The 17,598-nt window shown below is 60.7% G+C and carries 15 protein-coding genes; 12 read left to right on the top strand and 3 right to left on the bottom strand.

Annotation, left to right across the window (positions count from 1 at the left end):
- Positions 1 to 18: 18 nt before the first annotated feature.
- Positions 19 to 867 carry a TauD/TfdA dioxygenase family protein gene (locus FVE66_RS02730; protein ID WP_206668701.1) on the top strand — a complete coding sequence of 283 codons (849 nt, stop codon included), beginning with the start codon at positions 19 to 21 and terminating at the stop codon, positions 865 to 867.
- A 34-nt stretch (positions 868 to 901) separates the two neighbouring features.
- A complete protein-coding gene (locus FVE66_RS02725) occupies positions 902 to 1,855 on the top strand; it encodes a Bug family tripartite tricarboxylate transporter substrate binding protein (RefSeq protein ID WP_241672981.1) in 954 nt (317 codons plus the stop codon).
- A 41-nt stretch (positions 1,856 to 1,896) separates the two neighbouring features.
- On the opposite strand, the gene FVE66_RS02720 is transcribed toward FVE66_RS02725, so the two are convergent.
- The gene (locus tag FVE66_RS02720; RefSeq protein ID WP_151445839.1) at positions 1,897 to 3,339 is read right to left on the bottom strand and encodes a coniferyl aldehyde dehydrogenase; all 1,443 of its coding nucleotides are present in this window, start codon (positions 3,337 to 3,339) and stop codon (positions 1,897 to 1,899) included.
- Positions 3,340 to 3,552: 213 nt separating this feature from the next.
- Between FVE66_RS02720 and FVE66_RS02715 the strand changes: the two genes are divergently transcribed.
- Genes FVE66_RS02715 through FVE66_RS02705 form a run of 3 tightly spaced genes read left to right on the top strand, consistent with a single transcriptional unit; the run spans position 3,553 to position 7,201 of the window.
- Positions 3,553 to 4,536, top strand: coding sequence for a Bug family tripartite tricarboxylate transporter substrate binding protein (locus FVE66_RS02715; protein WP_151445838.1), 984 nt, complete (start codon positions 3,553 to 3,555; stop codon positions 4,534 to 4,536).
- A gap of 26 nt (positions 4,537 to 4,562) precedes the next feature.
- Complete coding sequence (locus FVE66_RS02710) at positions 4,563 to 5,417, top strand: sulfurtransferase (protein WP_161993170.1); 855 nt, start codon at positions 4,563 to 4,565, stop codon at positions 5,415 to 5,417.
- On the top strand, positions 5,414 to 7,201 hold the full coding sequence (locus tag FVE66_RS02705) for an FAD-dependent monooxygenase (protein WP_161993169.1): 1,788 nt from the start codon (positions 5,414 to 5,416) through the stop codon (positions 7,199 to 7,201). Before FVE66_RS02710 ends, FVE66_RS02705 begins: the two co-directional genes overlap by 4 nt.
- A gap of 215 nt (positions 7,202 to 7,416) precedes the next feature.
- Here FVE66_RS02705 and FVE66_RS02700 read toward each other — a convergent pair whose 3' ends face one another.
- Complete coding sequence (locus FVE66_RS02700) at positions 7,417 to 8,262, bottom strand: lipid-binding SYLF domain-containing protein (protein ID WP_161993168.1); 846 nt, start codon at positions 8,260 to 8,262, stop codon at positions 7,417 to 7,419.
- A 381-nt stretch (positions 8,263 to 8,643) separates the two neighbouring features.
- Between FVE66_RS02700 and FVE66_RS02695 the strand changes: the two genes are divergently transcribed.
- A complete protein-coding gene (locus tag FVE66_RS02695) occupies positions 8,644 to 9,549 on the top strand; it encodes an ADP-ribosylglycohydrolase family protein (RefSeq protein WP_151445834.1) in 906 nt (301 codons plus the stop codon).
- 119 nt (positions 9,550 to 9,668) lie between these two features.
- Here FVE66_RS02695 and FVE66_RS02690 read toward each other — a convergent pair whose 3' ends face one another.
- Entirely contained in the window at positions 9,669 to 10,544 is an 876-nt protein-coding gene (locus FVE66_RS02690) for a LysR family transcriptional regulator (RefSeq protein WP_161993167.1), read from the bottom strand.
- A gap of 247 nt (positions 10,545 to 10,791) precedes the next feature.
- On the opposite strand from FVE66_RS02690, the gene FVE66_RS02685 reads away from it, so the two are divergent.
- The 6 genes from FVE66_RS02685 (at position 10,792) to FVE66_RS02660 (ending at position 17,586) form a co-directional block, all read left to right on the top strand.
- Entirely contained in the window at positions 10,792 to 11,961 is a 1,170-nt protein-coding gene (locus FVE66_RS02685) for a mandelate racemase/muconate lactonizing enzyme family protein (protein ID WP_161993166.1), read from the top strand.
- A 110-nt stretch (positions 11,962 to 12,071) separates the two neighbouring features.
- Positions 12,072 to 14,189, top strand: a complete 2,118-nt coding sequence (locus FVE66_RS02680) for a hydantoinase/oxoprolinase family protein (protein ID WP_241672980.1) — start codon at positions 12,072 to 12,074, stop codon at positions 14,187 to 14,189.
- Positions 14,186 to 15,739, top strand: coding sequence for a hydantoinase B/oxoprolinase family protein (locus FVE66_RS02675; RefSeq protein ID WP_151445830.1), 1,554 nt, complete (start codon positions 14,186 to 14,188; stop codon positions 15,737 to 15,739). Before FVE66_RS02680 ends, FVE66_RS02675 begins: the two co-directional genes overlap by 4 nt.
- Before the next feature lie 99 nt (positions 15,740 to 15,838).
- On the top strand, positions 15,839 to 16,825 hold the full coding sequence (locus FVE66_RS02670) for a tripartite tricarboxylate transporter substrate binding protein (protein WP_151445829.1): 987 nt from the start codon (positions 15,839 to 15,841) through the stop codon (positions 16,823 to 16,825).
- 59 nt (positions 16,826 to 16,884) lie between these two features.
- Complete coding sequence (locus FVE66_RS02665) at positions 16,885 to 17,241, top strand: RidA family protein (RefSeq protein WP_151446383.1); 357 nt, start codon at positions 16,885 to 16,887, stop codon at positions 17,239 to 17,241.
- A gap of 18 nt (positions 17,242 to 17,259) precedes the next feature.
- A complete protein-coding gene (locus tag FVE66_RS02660; RefSeq protein ID WP_151445828.1) occupies positions 17,260 to 17,586 on the top strand; it encodes an NIPSNAP family protein in 327 nt (108 codons plus the stop codon).
- Positions 17,587 to 17,598: the final 12 nt, after the last annotated feature.

The following is a 17,598-nucleotide window of genomic DNA, read 5'->3' as shown; positions in this document are numbered from 1 at the left end:
CCCATCCAGGCAAAAAAATTGAGCATCCACACCGGCGCCGAAATCCTGAAGTTCGATATGGCGCAACCGCTCGATAGCGCGAGCCTGCGCGAGCTGGAGTCGATATTTCATGAGCGCGGCATGCTGGTGTTCCACAACCAGTCCATGACAGAAGACCAGCACGTAGCGTTCTCACGCAATTTCGGCGACCTGGAGATCCATGTACTCAAGCAGTACCTGCAACCCGGCCATCCTGAAATCCTGCTGATTTCAAATGTGGTGGAAGACGGCAAAGCGGTCGGCGTGAAAGATGCCGGCCACTACTGGCACACAGACCTCTCCTACCTGAAAATCCCGAGCCGCTGTTCCATCCTGTACGCCAAGGAGATACCAGCGCCGGACGGCGAGCGTACATATGGCGACACCTGCTTCGTCAACACCGCAGCGGCATTTGAAGCACTTGACGAACAGATGCAAGAAAAGCTGCTGACCCTGCATGCGGTGCATGACTACCAGGGCCGCTATAGCAAGCTGCAGCAGGCCAATCCGGGCCGCGCCGACCTGACCGAAGAGCAGAAGAAACAGGTGCCGCCGGTGGTACATCCGGTGGTACGCACACACCCGTTCACAGGCCGCAAGTGCATCTACGTGAACGAAGGTTTTACCACCTCGATCGTCGGCATGCCCCAACAGGAAAGCGACGAGTTGCTGCAATTCCTGTACGCGCACTGCACGCAGGAAAAATTCATGTATCGCCACAAATGGCAGGTTGGCGATGTACTTATGTGGGACAACTGCACGACCCAGCATCTTGCAATTGCAGACTACGAATTGCCGCAGCGGCGCTTGCTGCACCGGACCACGCTGACTGGTTCGGCTGTATTCTGAATTCCCGAAAACTATAATTATCCGGAGACACTTCGTGAAAAAATTCCTGCCCTCCTGCGTGGCTGCCGTCCTGATGTGTGCCGGACTGGCCCATGCCAAGTACCCCGAAAAGCCGATCACGCTGATGCTGCCGTTCGCACCCGGCAGCGCCACCGACAGCGTTGCCCGCATCGTCGGCAAGGCGCTCTCGGAACGGATCGGTCAACCGGTGGTTGTCGAACCGAAGCCGGGCGCCAACGGACAAATCGGCACCTCCGCTGCGGCCCGCTCTGCGCCCGACGGCTACACTTTATTCATGGGAACCACCGGCACCCACTCGAGCAATCCGGCGCTGTTCAAGCGGATTTCGTACGACCCGGTCAAGGACTTCGCCCCGATCTTGCTAGTAGGCGAGGTACCGTTTGTGCTGGTCGCAAACAACAACGTGCCAGCTCGCAGCCTGGACGAATTCATCCGCTATGGAAGACAGAATCCGGACAAGCTGTTCTACGCTTATGCAGCGCCCACTTCGCAAGTAGCCGGCGAGACCTTCGTGCGGATGGCAAATATCAAGTCAAGCGGTGTTTCCTACAAGTCCAGTCCCCAGGCCGCCGTTGACCTGATTGCCGGCCATTCACAGTTCTATTTCATCGACTTCAGTACCGGCCTGCCGCACATCCGGAGCGGCTCGATGCGGGCCATCGCCGTAGCGGGCGAACGCACCGACATGCTGCCCGGCGTACCGCCGGTGAGCAGCGCCCTGCCCGGCTTGGTGCTGACATCCTGGAATGGCATCTTCGCGCCAGCTGGAACGCCCAAGGAAATCGTCAACTATCTGAACGCAGAGTTACGCGCCGTGCTGAAAATGCCGGCTGTACGGCAGTCGCTGCAGGGCATCGGATTCGAGATCCTTGGCACTGGCACGCCGGAAGACTTCGGCGCGGTGATAGGCAGCGATCTCAAGAAGTGGGCGCAATGGATAGAGCAGGCCGGAATCAAGCCGCAGTAAGTCGTGCCGCAAATGGGGTCAGACGCTGACCCCATTTGTTTTCAAGTAATGAACTTCATCACCCTCTCAACCGCCTCGAACACTTTCCCGTACGGCGGATACATCAGCCGCATTCCGCTGAATCGGCTCTGGTAAAACACTGGCTTGTGCTTGCTGAAAGTGCGGAAGCCGGCCTCGCCGTGGCAGGCACCCATGCCGCTGGCGCCAACGCCGCCGAAGGGCAGGTCCTGCTGGCCGAAATGCCACATGCAGTCATTGATCGTCACGCCACCGGACAGGGTCTCGCGCAGCACCCGGTCCCTGGCGCCGGCGTCTGCGCCGAACCAATACAGGGCCAGCGGCCGCGGGTGGCGATTGACGTAGGCAAGCATCTCGTCCAGCGTGTCGTACACCATCACGGGAAGCAGCGGTCCGAAGATCTCCTGCTGCATGATGCGCATGTCGTCATTCACATTCAGCACCAGTGCCGGCGTCATCATGCGCGGCATGCCGCCCGGGATGCGCTGCCCCAGCGAAATGATTTCTGCGCCGTGCGAGCGCGCATCGTCGAGCAGCGCCTGCAAGCGCTGCCAGTGACGTTCATTGATGATGCTGGTGTAGTCAGGATTGCTGCCGATATCCGGATACATGCGCGACACGCTGGCCTGCATGCCGGCCACGAACTCGGACAGCCGTTCGCGCGGCACCAGCGCATAGTCGGGCGCAATGCAGGTCTGGCCGGCATTGAACAACTTGGTCATTGCCAGCCGGCCGGTATCGAGCTCCGCCGAAAAATCCTGATGGAATATCGCCGGCGATTTGCCGCCCAGCTCCAGCGTCACCGGCGTCAGGTTCGCTGCGGCTGCCACTGCAACCTGGCGGCCGACCTCGGTCGAGCCAGTAAAGAGCAGATGATCGAAGGGCAGCGCGACGAATGATTTACCGACATCGGCGTCGCCCACGATCACGGCAATTTCTTCAGGACTGAAGCTGGCCTCGACTGCCGAGCGCATCAGTTCTGAAACCCGGGGCGTCAGTTCGGACGGCTTGATCATCACCCGATTGCCAGCAGCAATTGCGGCTACGGTCGGGCCAATCGCCAGCTGGTAAGGGTAGTTCCACGGCGCGACCACGCCGACCACGCCCAGCGGCTGCGGAATGACGCGGCAGTACGCCGGCTGGAATGCGAGCGCCGTCGGCACCCGACGGGCCTTCATCCATTTTGCAAGCGAACGACGGTTGTGGCGGATGTCAGCCTCGACCGAAGCGATGTCGGCCAGGCGGGTGACGTGGGGCGAGCGATGGCCAAAATCGGCTGACATCGCCTCGACCAGTTGCGGCGCAATGCGCGCGGTCATTGCCGACAGACGGTCGAGACGGTCGATCCGCTCGGCCAGGGACGGATTCATGTCGCGTGCGAAAGCGGCACGCTGGCTGGAAAAGACTTCGCTGATGCTACTGATGACGGAACTCCTCGTTTGCTTGATCGGGGTCGGCTTTGACATGAATAGCGACGGCCGCCGCAGAAAACAAATGGGGTCAGACTCGAATTGACTCGTTAATTCGAGTCTGACCCCATTTGTATTTAGCACCCCATTTGTTTTCGAATATGACCCAACATTTTTGTTAGTTGACAGATTTTGGCTAAATTGCATAATGAACGTAGAGCGGATGCGAACGTCCGCTAAGCGGTCATTGCTAATGTAAAGGAACAGCAAATGCGTAAACTCGGTAGCGCTTCGTCACTGGTGAAGCTGGCATTCAGCGGCCTTCTTTTGTGCGCCCTCAGCGGCATCAGCCATGCCCAAGGGTACCCTGACAAGCCGATCAAGATCGTGATGCCATGGAGCGACGGTTTTCCGGCCAACTCAACCCGTCTCTACACGAACCGGCTGGCCGAGCGCTACAAGCAGCCAATAGTGGTCGAGGTGCGCGCCGGCGCTGGCGGTGAGGTCGCGGGACGGCAGGTTGTCAACGCACCGAAGGATGGTTACACGCTGCTTGCGACCGGCTCCTCCATCACCATACGCGGCGTGGTCGATTCGAAGAATGTCGATCCCGATAAGGAATTGCAGCCGATCGCGCAACTGGTCACCACGCCTTATGTGATCGTGGCCAAGGCAGGGAAATACGGCAACTTCAAGACCTTCCTGGCCAACGCCCAGGCCGCGCAGGGAAAAATCAATTTTGCATCGGCGGGGGTCGGCACCGGCATGCACTTCCTGGGTGAACTGATCAACAACAGCGCCAAGATAAAGATGGTTCATATCCCGTATGCGTCAGGCGCACGGCAGCTGCAGGCGGTCATTGCTGGCGACGTCGAAGTTGCGATCATCTCGCTGGTCACCGCCTGGCCGCAGATCAAGGCCGGCGTGCTGGAGGCACTGGTGGTCAGCTCAACCAACAGAAGCAAGACGCTGCCCAATGTACCCAGCCTGGTCGAGTCCGGCCTGAAGGATATTCCGGCCATGGGCGCATGGATTGCACTGTTCGGACCGAAGAATCTTGATCCCGCTGTGGTCAAGAGCTTGTCCGAACAGATCAGGGCAATCGGAAACGACCCGGCCGTCATCGAAACCGCCCATTCATGGGGCGCCGAGATTCCCGATACCCGGCTGTCCTATCTGGAAGAAGTGATCAGCACCGAGAAAAAATCATGGGCCCGCCTGGTCGAGCAAAACAATCTCTCGACCGGTAAGTGAACGCAAGCCAAGCGCAAGGAGCAATCGTGAGTCACCAGTTTTCTTCCTTCTCGGACCAGGTGGTCCAGGCCAGCGATCTGCTGGCCCATGAAAACAAGAACAGGCTGTTCATTGACGTTCGGCTGGGCGATGCGCCGCTCGAACTCGAGAGCTATCTGGACTGCCATATTTTCGGCGCGGTCCATGCGCAGATACGCGACGTGTTTGCCGCGCCGCCCACTGCGGATAGCGGCAGCCTGCCGCTGCCGGCGATCGAGGACCTGCAACGAACGCTGGATGCCTGGGGCGTCGACTCCGAGACCGAGGTGATCGTGTACGGCCCATCGCCGGCGCTGGCTGCGCGGGGCTGGTATGTGCTGAAATGGGCCGGCCTGCAGAAGGTCAGGATACTCGATGGCGGCCTGAAGGCATGGATCAACAACGGCGGCCCGGTTGCCCGCGGCGATGCCCCCGCGCGACTGGCCTCGAGCGGGGCAAAGACCGGAACCAAGCTCAGCCTCAGTCCAGGAAACATGCCTTCGATCAGCGTGTCCGAGGTAGAGAACCTTGGCCACGATGCGCTGCTGATCGACGCCCGCGACGAAGGATCCTATCTGGCCGGCTGCATTCCCCGTGCCGTCAACATTCCCGCCGCCGAGTTGTGGACGCCAGGGTCGACGCTGCGGACAACCCGTGAAATGACCACGCTATTTACCGAAGCGGGCGTGTCGCCCGAGCGCGAGGTGGTGGTTTATTGCGGCGGCGGCGTGCTGTCGGCATTGACATTGCTGACCCTGTCCGCGGTCGGCGTTACACCGCGCCTGTTCGTCGGCTCCTGGTCGGAATGGAACAAGTGCCCTGTACGCATGGCGCGCAGCGCGAGCGAAAGGAGTGCGGAGTGAGCACGGTCTCTGATACCGCCGATCAATCCGGGCAATCCGCTCAGCCTGCGGATGCCATGGTCGACGTGGTCATCTGCGGCGGCGGTCCCGTCGGCCTTTCCTTCGCTTATCTGCTGGGCCGTGCCGGCTTGCGTGTGGCCCTGTTTGAAAGACGTGCCAGCACCACCACCCTGCCGAAGGGCCAGTACGTTCACGCCTCCACGGGCGAGCTGTTCCGGCAATGGGGCGTGTGGAGCCGGCTGGACAAGGCAGGCTGGTCAATCGAGCGATCCAATGGCCAGGGCTTCTATGTCAACGTCGCAAAGGGACCGGTAGCCGAGATTCGCGCCGCCTACGGATCCGATGCGGACTATGTCAAGAAATGGGAACCGCTGAGCCCGGTCTATCCGCGCAAGATTCCCGCCTCCGACTATGAAGCGGCGATATGCCGCCAGGTCGCACTATGGCCGAATGTCTCCATGCATTTCTGCACCCGTGTCACCGAAGTGGAAAGCCTGGGCGAGCAGGTTCGCGTCGAGGTCCGGCAGACCGAGACGCAAGCTGTGCGGGAAGTTCGAGCGCGCTATCTGGTTGCCTGCGATGGCGCACACAGCTTCGTGCGCAGCCGCCTTGGTAGCGGACAAGATCACGGGCCCACATTCGGCAACCAGATCCTGGTCGAATTTCGCGCCTCGCTGGACGACACGCTGGGACGCGATGGCTTCTTCCACTCATTCATCCTGGACCCACGCTACGCGGGATGGTTTGGCAGCAAGCACCCGCAGACCGGACTGTGGCGTTACAGCTTCCGGCACGATGAAGAATTCCTGCCCGACGAAGAAGTCATCCTTGAACGGCTCCGGGGCGCACTGGGCATGCCCAAGCTGCCAGTGGAGATTGTCCAGACCTACCGCTTCGACTACACCACCGGTTTGCTGCGCAAGTGGCGCGAAGGGAATGTCCTGTTTGCCGGCGACGCCGCGCACTGGCATTCACCATGGGGCGGCTACGGCATGAACTCCGGCATCCAGGATGCGAACAACCTCGCATGGAAACTGGCGCTGGTGATCAAGGGCATCGCGCCACCGGCCTTGCTGGACACCTATGAGGTCGAGCGCAAATCAAAGGCCCTGCTGACCGTCAAGTCGGCCACTTACAATTCATTGGCGTACCAGGCGATCGTGCAGTCCGCCCTGCTCGGCGAACCGGCCTTGTTCACGTCGGGAGAAATCAGCGCCGATGGCGCCGAATTCATACGCCAGCGGGTAGAGCCACATGGCGACAACAGCGTCCTGCATACCGGATACCAGCTTGGCACGGTGTACGACTCGGCTGCGGTCATTCGCGACGGCGCGGTTGCGCCGACGCCCACCCTCAAGGACTATGTCGAAACCACCGTGCCCGGCGTGCGCGCCCCGCATGTATGGCTGCGCGACCGGGAAGGCAAACGAGTATCGATCATCGACTTGTGGGGCGCGTCCTTCGTTCTGGTGATCCAGGATCAGCCGGATGCATGGACCCGGGCCGCAAAGAGCGTCAGCAGTGAACTGGGCATTCCCCTGTCCATCATTCACGTCGGCCCCGGCGGCGACTATCTTCCCGAAGACGACAAGTTCGCCCGGCTGTATGGCTCGCAAGGCGCTGCCTTCCTGGTCAGGCCGGACGGCTTCATTGGACGCCGCTTCAGCGGGGATGCATCCGAAGCGCCTGGCTTGCTGGCGGATACGTTCAGCAGGATCCTGGGGTTTGGCGGAGGTAAGGCATGCGGCAAGCTGGTGGCAGAAGCTGGTGCAGAATCGGCATGAGTCACGCGTTCCGTGCTCGTTCGCAGGAGTCACCACTATCGGTGGTGGCACCCCCTCCCATCAAGTCATAGGAAACCCGACAAAAAATTAGGGTTACTAACTACTTATTGGTTTTGCCATACATTGGTTTTGCCATACGGCACCATTGAATTTACGCACACAAAGGGATCAGGTCGATAAAGCAGAGGCGCAGCCTTCACGGCCGCGCCCCGTTTTCACTTGCTGCCACCAGTCGCGCCCCCGCTCCCCGCACCAGCCTCAGCACCGCTACCGCCCATCCCCGCAGGTGCAGCCCCCGCGCCCGAACTGCCGCTGGTCGGACCGGAACCGCTTGCAGCCAGCGCCTGTTTGAGCGCATCGGATTGGGGGTTCTTCACCTTGCCACCGACTATATCGTTTGCCGTTACGGTCTGATGGTAATAGTCGGTGACCATGCTCTGGTTGAAGCGAATGTCATTGACGCCGATCGAAGCCACGTTGGCGAACAAACCCTTGGTGCCAGCCCAAGCAACCACATCGCCGGTGCCAACGGTGCCCTGCGCCGTCTTGTTCCAGTCAACCACGGTGATTCCGGCATCGGCACTCATCGTGAAATTGTTTTTCTGCATGAACTGGTTCACGGCCTTGTCGTTGTTCAGCACCATGGCGACCGGACCGCTCTCGGCGCCGACCTGGGCACCAAGACTGATGCCGCCGATGTTATAGAAAGCAGGATCGCTCCAGGCCCCGTCGGCGCCCTTGACCAGCAGTACACCTGCCCCGCCGCTGCCACCGACACCCAATGCCGCGCGCCCGTAAGTCGGCACGATGAAGACCCCCTTGGCCGTCTGCAGCAACTTGTTCATGCCGGGATCGGCTTCCATCTTGCGGACCACCGCGACCGAATCGTTGACATGCTTGATGGCGGCCGCTTCGCGCTTGCTGCCCGGCTTGCTGGCAGCGGCCTGCGTACCGGGAGTGGCGCTTGTGGCCGACTGGGCCAGCGCAAGACCGCTCAGCGATGTCATTGCAAGCACGCAGGCGGCAACGATGCCCTGCTTCCTGTATTTGTTGATGTTCATGTTCAGGCTCCTTTGAGATACGGATATGGCCATTCAGGCCTCCAATCACCATTACAAGGAGTGAATGCTGGGGTGGGATCGGGTCCAATGGATTGATGTTGCTCAAGCCGGGCGACTTGACGAATTGGGGTCAGACTCGAATTAAATTGCCACCGGAAAGCTGGTCTGCAGGAAAGCTGGTCCGCAGGAAAATCGAGTCTGCCCCCGTTAGTCGACCCCCATCATCTTGCGACATCGTTTGTCGGAATGCCGTGGCATGATTCCAGGCAAGGGATAAGGAATTGGGGTCAGACTCGATTTACGTTCGATAAACGCCTTCAACGGCCGGCAGACACCAAAAGAAATCGAGTCTGACCCCATTAGAAGAAAAAAGGAGATGCGATGACGACGACTTTGGACAGGTTCCGAGGCTGCCTGCTGGGACTGGCTTGCGGCGACGCGGTGGGTACCACCGTGGAGTTCCGCGAGCGTGGCACCTTCAAGCCGGTAAAGGACATGACAGGCGGAGGCCCCTTCTCGCTCCAGGCCGGAGAGTGGACCGATGACACTTCGATGGCGCTCTGCCTTGCTGCCAGCCTGACGGCGCTGAACGCGTTTGACCCGCGCGACCAGATGGAGCGATATTGCCGCTGGATGACCGCGGGCTACATGAGCAGCAACGGTTCATGCTTCGACATCGGGACCGCTACCCGGCAAGCACTGTTCCGGTTCCAGGAATCCGGCGAGGTCTACAGTGGCTCGACCAACCCGCGAAGCGCCGGGAACGGCTGCCTCATGAGACTGGCTCCTGTTCCGATGTTCTTCTATTCCGACCTTGCCGAGACAAGGACAAGGTCAGTGGAAAGCGCGCGCACCACGCACGGCGCCAGCGAATGCCTGGAAGCGACGGACTTGTTTGCCGTGATGCTGCATCGGGCGCTGCATGGGCAGGACAAGAAATCGGTGCTCGAAGGGCATGCGTGGCAGGAATACCAATCGCCGGGAATTCGCGCCATTGCCCAGGCCAGCTATCTGGGCAAGGCGGAGAATGAGATTCGAAGCTCGGGCTATGTGGTCGAGAGCCTGGAGGCGGCGCTGTGGTGCTTCGCGACTACGCAGACGTTTGAAGATGCGATCCTGAAGGCGGCGAATCTGGGCGGAGATGCGGACACTGTTGCGGCCATATGCGGGCAGGTGGCTGGAGCGCATTATGGCGCGTCAGGGATTCCGCAGCGATGGATCGAGCGCCTGGTCATGAAGGGGGAGATTGGTGGGTTTGCTGAGAAATTGTGCCGGAGGATGAATTAGGGGCAGACTCGACAAAGGTCATCAATGCCGGACTGGAGCGCGGGTAAATCGAGTCTGACCCCATTGAAAAAAAACGCAGGGAAATCGAGTCTGACCTCAATAGTCCAATAGTCCAATAGTCACGGTCGTCGCATGTGGGTCAGCAGGCAATTTTCGACCAATGCCGCGACTTCCTTGCAGGCGAGGGTTGACTGGCGGTGGGATGAGAGCGATATCGTGAGGATCCGCTGGATGCTGGGGGCGACGATTCTTGATGCCTGCAGTCGGCCCGAGTTCAGTTCCTCGATCACCGCGTTTTCACCCAGGACGGTATAGGCGCCACCGAGGGCGACGGCGGCTTTTTGTGCGGCGATGGAGTCGCACTCCATGACCACATTGAGGTTCACGCGCCTCTCGTCGGCCGCTTGCTGCACCATTCTCCGCAGATGATTCGTTTCCGGCAGCAGAACCAGCGGCAGGCCATCGAGCGCGTCAAAGGCAATGGTGGGTGATGCGGTCACCGGATCACCGGCGCAGCTGACGAGCAGCGTCTTGACGGCCGAAACGGGATGGTCATCCGGTCCGCCCTCCCGGTCGGAGCGGAAAAGTACGGCGATCTCGATCTGGCCCGTCCTCAACCACTCGGCCAGCTGTCCACTCGACGATTCGACGATCCGGAGTTGAATGCCCGGAAACTGTTTTCGAACGCGCTGAAAGAGCATGCCCACCAGCATGGGCGATGTCGACGACAGCACACCCACCCGAACCACGCCCATCGGCACGCCGGCGACGGCTCGCACGTCCGCCACGATCTGGTCGCCTTCGCTGAGCCAGGATTTCACGCGGGGCAGTACCCGCTTGCCCGCTTCCGTGAGGGTGACGCCGCGCCCGGTCCGCTCGAACAAGCGTTCGCCGCAGCTCTGCTCCAGCAGGGTGATCTGCCGGCTCAACAAGGGCTGCGCCTTGTTACGCAGTGCAGCGGCTTTCGTCAGGCTCCCCAGTTCAGCCACCTGCACGAAAAGCCTCCAATACTCGACAGGAATCTGAGCCATATCTTTAAAGGCATATCTGATCTAAGAAATATGCCTCTAGATTAGCCGAATCCGCGCGAGTACGCTCGATTCCAGTGTTGAAGATGTGCGCCGCAAGTCGCTTCATGCGATGCATGCAATCGAAGAATGCAATCGATGCGTGCAATCGATGAATGCCATACCTGCGCTGTGCACGCCCAGTGTCGAAATCCCTGCGTTGATCGGGTCTCTCATGAAAATAACTGCAGTCAGAGCCATTCTCCTGTCGTTCCCCGTGCCGAAGGAGCGCCAGCACCGCAACGACTATGGCGTGGTGGTCAAGAACGACAACGTGATCGTGGTGGTCGAGACCGATGTGGGCATCACGGGGATCGGCGCCGCACATGGGGGCCCGGAAGCGATCCAGGCCACGATCGATCACGAAATCGCGCCGGCACTGATTGGCGAGGATCCGACCAATATCGAGCGCCTCTGGGAAAAGATGTACAGCGGCTCCAGGCTCGAACCAAGCCTGCATCGTGGTTATTGCCATCCCTCGGCGCGCGGCCGCTCGGGCGAAAGGCTGTGCGCGATTGCCGGCGTCGACATCGCACTGTGGGACATCTGGGGCAAGTTTCTTCAACAGCCGGTCTACAAGCTGCTTGGCGCCTGCCGCACCAGCATCCGCGCCTACGCCAGCGGCGGCTGGGCCCCGGGCGACGAAGCCGAGCGGGAAATGGCGGGCTACGCCGCCAAGGGTTTTACCGCGGTCAAGATGAGGGCCGAAGGCCGCGATGGATTCTCCATCCGCAAGTCCATCCATCGGATCGCCGCTGCCAGGCGCGGCATCGGCCCGGACGTCGAGCTGATGGTCGATGCGCACGGATCACTGGACGTTTCGACCGCCATCCGTCTCGCCAGGCGGATGGAAGAATACGACGTCGCCTGGTTCGAGGAGCCGGTCTCCCCGGACAACCATGATGGCCTGGCCGAGGTGCGCCGCGCCACCAGCGTACCCATGGCGACGGGCGAGCGTGAATCGACGCGCTTTCCATTCCTGAGCCTGCTGGAAAAGCGCGCAGTCGACATCGTCCAGCCGGACATTGCAATCGCCGGCGGATTCACGGAGGTCAGGCGAATCGCCGCGCTCTCCTCCGCTTACGGTGTCCGCATGGCCCCGCATGTCTGGTCAGCGGGCGTGCTGTTCGCGGCCAGCATCCACGTCGCCATGTCCACGCCGAACAGCTTCATCTTCGAAGTGAGCCAAGCCCCCAATCCGCTCATCTACGAAATTTTCGAGGAACCGTTCGACATACGGGACGGGTATGTGCATGCCCCGACCGGACCGGGCCTGGGCTTCACGCTCCGCGGCGATATCGAAGAGAGGTTCCCGTACATCCCCGGGCCAAATTATCTGTATTGAGGCAGCCCGTTCGAGATGATTTTTTCTTCTTCTTTGCATATTTTTTTGCTTTCGTCTCCCTCGCTTCCGTCCTTTTCCCATGACGCAATGACCGAACCATGCAGATGCCTGTGAACCAAGAAAATCAAACCAGAAACATACGTCTCGCCGTGGATATCGGCGGCACCTTCACCGATGGCGTGGCGGTACTGTCACCCGGCGACCGCATCTGGGTGGGCAAGACGCTCACTACGCCGAGCGCACCGGGTGACGCAGTCACCACGGTCATTGTCGACCTGCTCAGGCAAGTTGCGGCTGCCGGCATGGATGTGGACGCCAATGTCGCCGAGATGGTTCACGGCACCACGCTGGTGACCAACACCCTGATCGAGCGCAAGGGCGCCCGCACCGCACTGGTCGTCACCAAAGGAACGCGCGACGTCCTGCTGATGGGTCGCGAGGGGCGCTACGACATGTACGACCTGAACCTGGAAATTCCCCGCCCACTGGTGCCGCAGAAGCTGATCATCGAAGTCGATGCGCGGCTGGACGTCCGGGGTAACACGGTCAAGGCGCTGGATGACAAGGTCATCGACGCCATGCTTGCCAGCCTTGCCGACATGGACGTCGAAGCCATCGCCGTCTGCCTTCTGCATTCCTATGTGAACGATGTGCAGGAGCGTCAGGTCGAAGCGGCGATCCGGAAGGCATTTCCCAAAATGGCGGTCTCGATTTCGTCCTCGATCGCGAGAGAAATTCGCGAGTACGAGAGGATGTCGACGACGGTGTGCAATGCCTATGTGCAGCCGCTGGTTACCGAATACCTGGGACTGCTGGCGGACCGGGTGAATGACCTGGCCACCGGTGCCGGGCTGCGGATCATGTTGTCGAGCGGCGGCTTTACCTCCGGGCAGGCGGCTGCCGACAATCCCATCCTGCTGCTGGAGTCGGGCCCTGCCGGCGGCGTGCTATCCGCACTCAATACAGCCCGCCAGCATGGCATCAACGAAATACTGGCCTTTGACATGGGCGGCACCACCGCCAAGGCCTGCGTCGCCGTCGGTGGCGAGCCATTGCTCTCGCACAGCTTTGAATGCTCGCGTGTCTCCCGCTTCAAGCGCGGATCTGGCCTGCCCATCCTGATCCCCAGCATTGACCTGATTGAAATTGGCGCAGGCGGCGGATCGATCGCCCACATCAACGATTTCGGCCTGCTGAACGTTGGCCCCGAGTCGTCGGGTTCGGTACCGGGTCCGGCCTGCTACGCAGGGGGCGGCACCCATGCCACTGTCACCGACGCCGACCTGTTCCTGGGCTATCTGAACGCCGACAACTTCCTGGGCGGGACGATGAAGCTGCGCCGCGATCTGGCCGAGGCAGCCCTGCAAGACCTGGCCTCCGAAATGAAGATGACGGCGACTGAAGTGGCGTGGGGAATCTGCAGCATGGTCAACGAAAACATGACTGCTGCAGCCCGCGTTCATATCGCAGAAAAGGGGCACGATCCGCGCAGCTTCACCATGGTTGCCACAGGTGGCGCCGGCCCGGTGCACGCGGTAGAAGTGGCACGGAAATTGCAAATCCCGAAGGTGTTGGCACCGATCGCCGCCGGCGCGGGCTCGTGCCTGGGATTCCTGGCTGCGCCAGCCCGCGTCGACCGCTCATGGTCCAACCCGACCCTGGTCGCCGACGTCGAATGGCAGGCGCTGGCTGAGGTGTTTGGAACGATGCGAAAAGATGCCGAGGCCGAGCTCGCTTCGGCCGGTGCGCCGCGGCTTGGCCTGGACTGGTTTATCGGTGCCGAGATGCGCTACGCGGGCCAGGGGCATAACGTGCCAGTGACTTTGCCATGGCAGGAACTGTCCACCGGATTTGCCAGCGAGTTGATCGGCAACTTCGAACAACGATATCGGCAACTGTATGGAAACGTCGTACCGAATGCCGTTCCCCAGGTCATGACTTGGCGCTTGACAGGCCGCTCGCCGATCGAAGACCACCCCTTCCGCTGGGGCGACACGCGCACGCAATCCCGCACCGTAGCCCCAGGCATGCGCGAGATCTATCTGCCATTGAAGAAGTGCTTCAAGCCGGTGCCGATTTATGACCGCTACTCGCTCATGCCCGGCACCAGGCTTGACGGCCCGCTCGTCCTCGAAGAAAAAGAGTCGACGCTGGTGGTGCCGGTAGCCGCCAATGTGCAGGTGCTCGAGGACTACACGATTCTTATTGAAATCAAGGAATTCGAATGAAACAGACATCGTTCGATCCCATCTCGCTGGAGATCAACTGGAAGCGGCTGGTCAGCATGGTGGACGAGGCCTCGGCCGCTTTCGTGCGCACTTCGTTTTCACTGCTGGTTCGCGAAGCGAACGACTTTGCAGTGATCCTGACCGACCCCCAGGGCCGCTCGATTACCCAGTCCAGCGCATCGATTCCCTCGTTCATAGGAACCTTGCCGGCGACCGTGAAGCACTTCCTCGCCAAGTTCCCGGCGGAGACCCTGAAGCCGGGCGACGTGATGATCACGAACGACCCGTGGATGGGCGCCGGCCACATCCACGATGTCAGCACCGCGATGCCGATTTTTCACGAAGGCAAGCTGGCAGCGTTTGCGGCGGTGGTCAGTCATGTGCCGGATATCGGCGGACGGATGCGCAATGCGGGCAATCGCGAGATCTTCGAGGAAGGCCTGCAGATTCCGATCGTGAAGCTGATCAATGCCGGCACGCCGGACCAGGGCTTGCTGGACATGATAGGCCGCAACGTACGTGTGCCTGACCAGACGCTCGGCGACATCTTCGCGCAGATCTCGGCCAGCAAGATGCTGGAGGAAAGGCTGGCCACGTTCTTGCGCGACATCGACCTGGAAAGCCTGAGCGCCGAAATTCGCAGCCGCTCGGAGTCCGCTCTGCGGCGGGCTATCAGCGCGGTGCCGGACGGCACGTACTACGGCGAAAGCGAGCATGACGGCTTTGAAGAACCCATTCATATCAAATGCGCAGTCACCGTAAAGGGCGACACCATTTCGATCGACTACACGGGCTCGAGCGCGCAGGTGCCGCGCGCAGTCAATGTCGTGCCGGCATACGCCTTCGCGTACTCGGCCTACGCGGTGAAAGCCTTGCTGTGCCATGAGGTGCCGAACAACGACGGCAGCTTCGTGCCGATCACCACATCGGCGCCGCTCGGATCGATCCTGAACCCGCGCTACCCGGCAGCTAGTGGCGGCCGCAGCATGGTCGGCCAGCTCACCGTGCCAGCAATCATGATGGCCCTGGCAGAAGTGGTTCCCAAGCGGGTTCTTGCCGAGGGTGCGTCCAACTCGTCCATGACGGTCACCGGATCGGATCGAGGCCGGCCGTATGCGGCGGTCAACTTCATGAATGCGGGCCAGGGCGCAATGCAGGAACGCGATGGCCACAGCATGCTGTCGTTTCCCTCGAATCTCTCCAACACACCGATCGAAATCCTGGAGCAGATGGCCCCGCTCAGGGTCATCGATCGCAGCATCCGCAGAGGCAGCGGCGGCGCTGGGAAACACCGTGGCGGCGACGGGTTGCACTTCGAGATTGAAGCCTGCGGCGAAACACCGATGATGGCGTCGATGATCATGACCAGGTACCGCTCGGCGCCACGCGGCCTGTTCGGCGGCGAGAACGGAAAAGTCGGCGGGCTGTACTTGAACGGCAATCCGATTGATCCGGCAGAACACTGGATTTTGAAAAAAGGCGATCGCGTTGTCATGCAAACAGCCGGTGGCGGCGGCTTTGGAAGCGAGAGCGAGCGAGCAAGCAAGTAAGTAAATAAATAGATAAATAAACCAAGCAAGCGTGCAAGCAAGCCTGCAACCAAGCCACCCCGCGCTGGAAGTCCCGCTTACCGCATCAGGAGGATGGAAATGAAAGTCTCGTCGATCTTGTTGGACTACCTGCGCATGGCGGCTGCCGCCGGGTTGTTGGCTGGCTTCACCGGCGCGGCCATTGCCGACGCCGCGTATCCGTCGAAACCAATCCGCATGGTCGTGCCGTTTCCGGCAGGCGGACCTTCAGACGTGCTGGCCAGGATCGTCGGACAAGGGATCACCGACGCCCTGGGCCAACAAGTCGTGGTGGACAACCGGCCGGGCGCGGGGGGAACCATCGGTTCCGACAACGTTGCCAAGTCCCCCCCGGATGGCTATAGCCTGGTGCTGGGAAACGTGGGAACCCACTCCATCAACGCCAGCCTGTACAAGAAGATGCCCTATGACACGGCCAACCACTTTGCGCCGGTGTCGCTGGTTGCGTCTTCGACCCTGATCCTGGTAGCGCACCCGACGCTTTCCGCCAAAACGGTCCCCGAACTGATCACGCTGGCCAAGCGCGAAAAAATCAGCTTTGGCTCGGCAGGCATCGGCTCGCCCCAACACCTGGCCACCGAACTGTTGAACACCATGGCCGGAATCAAGATGACGCACGTGCCCTACAAGGGCGCCACGCCGCTTCTGAACGACCAGCTCGGCGGCCACATTCCATTGGCCATTGTCGGCCTGCCGGTCGCCCTGCCGCATATCCGCAGCGGCAAGCTGACGCCGCTCGGCGTGACCGCATCCAGCCGCACGCCACTGGCGCCGACAGTCCCCACTATTGCCGAGGCCGGCCTGCCCGGGTATGAAGTCGGCACCTGGTATGGCGTGCTGGCCCCTGCAGGTACGCCGCCGGAAATCGTCCAGAAGCTCAATGGCGCAATCACCAAGCACATGCAGAAACCCGAAGTCCGGGACCAGCTGAAAGCCCAGGGCTTCGAGGTGATGTCCAGTACGCCCGGCGAGTTTGCGACACACATCCGTTCAGAGATGCTGAAGTGGTCCAAGGTAGTCAAGGATTCCGGCGCGGCGGCAGATTAAGCGACCTGATCCAGGACAATGAAATAACTGGAGTGACTGGAGTGACTGGAGTAAAAACGATGACGAAAATTGTCCGGCACGGAGCAAAGAAAATCTTGTGCAAAGCGGTAGAACATGGCGGCACCGTGTACCTGTCCGGCCTTACCGCTGAAGACCGGTCCACTGGCGTTCGGGAGCAGACCGCGGAAATCCTGGCGACCGTGGACAGCCTGCTGGCGGCGTGTGGCACGAACAAATCCAGCCTGTTGAGCGCGACGATCTGGCTGACCGATATTCGCAACAGGGCAGCGATGAACGAGGTGTGGACAGCATGGGTGGATGCGGAGAATCTACCCGCGCGCGCGTGCATTGAAGCCAGGCTGGCTGATCCCGAATGCCTGATAGAAATCCAGGTCACTGCTGCTAAACCGGAATAGAACACACAGGACAAACAAATGATCCATGAACTGCGCATTTATCATTGCCTGCCAGGCCGCGTGCAGGACCTGAGCAAACGATTCGAGCGATACACCCTGAAAATCTGGGAGCGTATCGGCATTCGCCCGATCGGCTTCTGGACGGTTCGGGTCGGCCCCAACAACCAGAATTTCTACTACATGCTCCAATGGGAAAGCTGGGAAGATCGCGAACACTTATGGCATACGGTCAGTGCCGACCCCGAATGGCTGAAGGTGAAAGCCGAGACCGAGAAGGATGGCGCCCTGATTTCTCATGTCGAGAACGTCCTTCTTTCCCCGACTGCGTACTCCAATCTGAAGTGAGCTCGCACGCGG

Source organism: Lacisediminimonas profundi (assembly GCF_008831265.1).
Lineage (GTDB): Bacteria > Pseudomonadota > Gammaproteobacteria > Burkholderiales > Burkholderiaceae_D > Lacisediminimonas > Lacisediminimonas profundi.
This window is presented reverse-complemented; position numbering and strand designations above follow the sequence as displayed.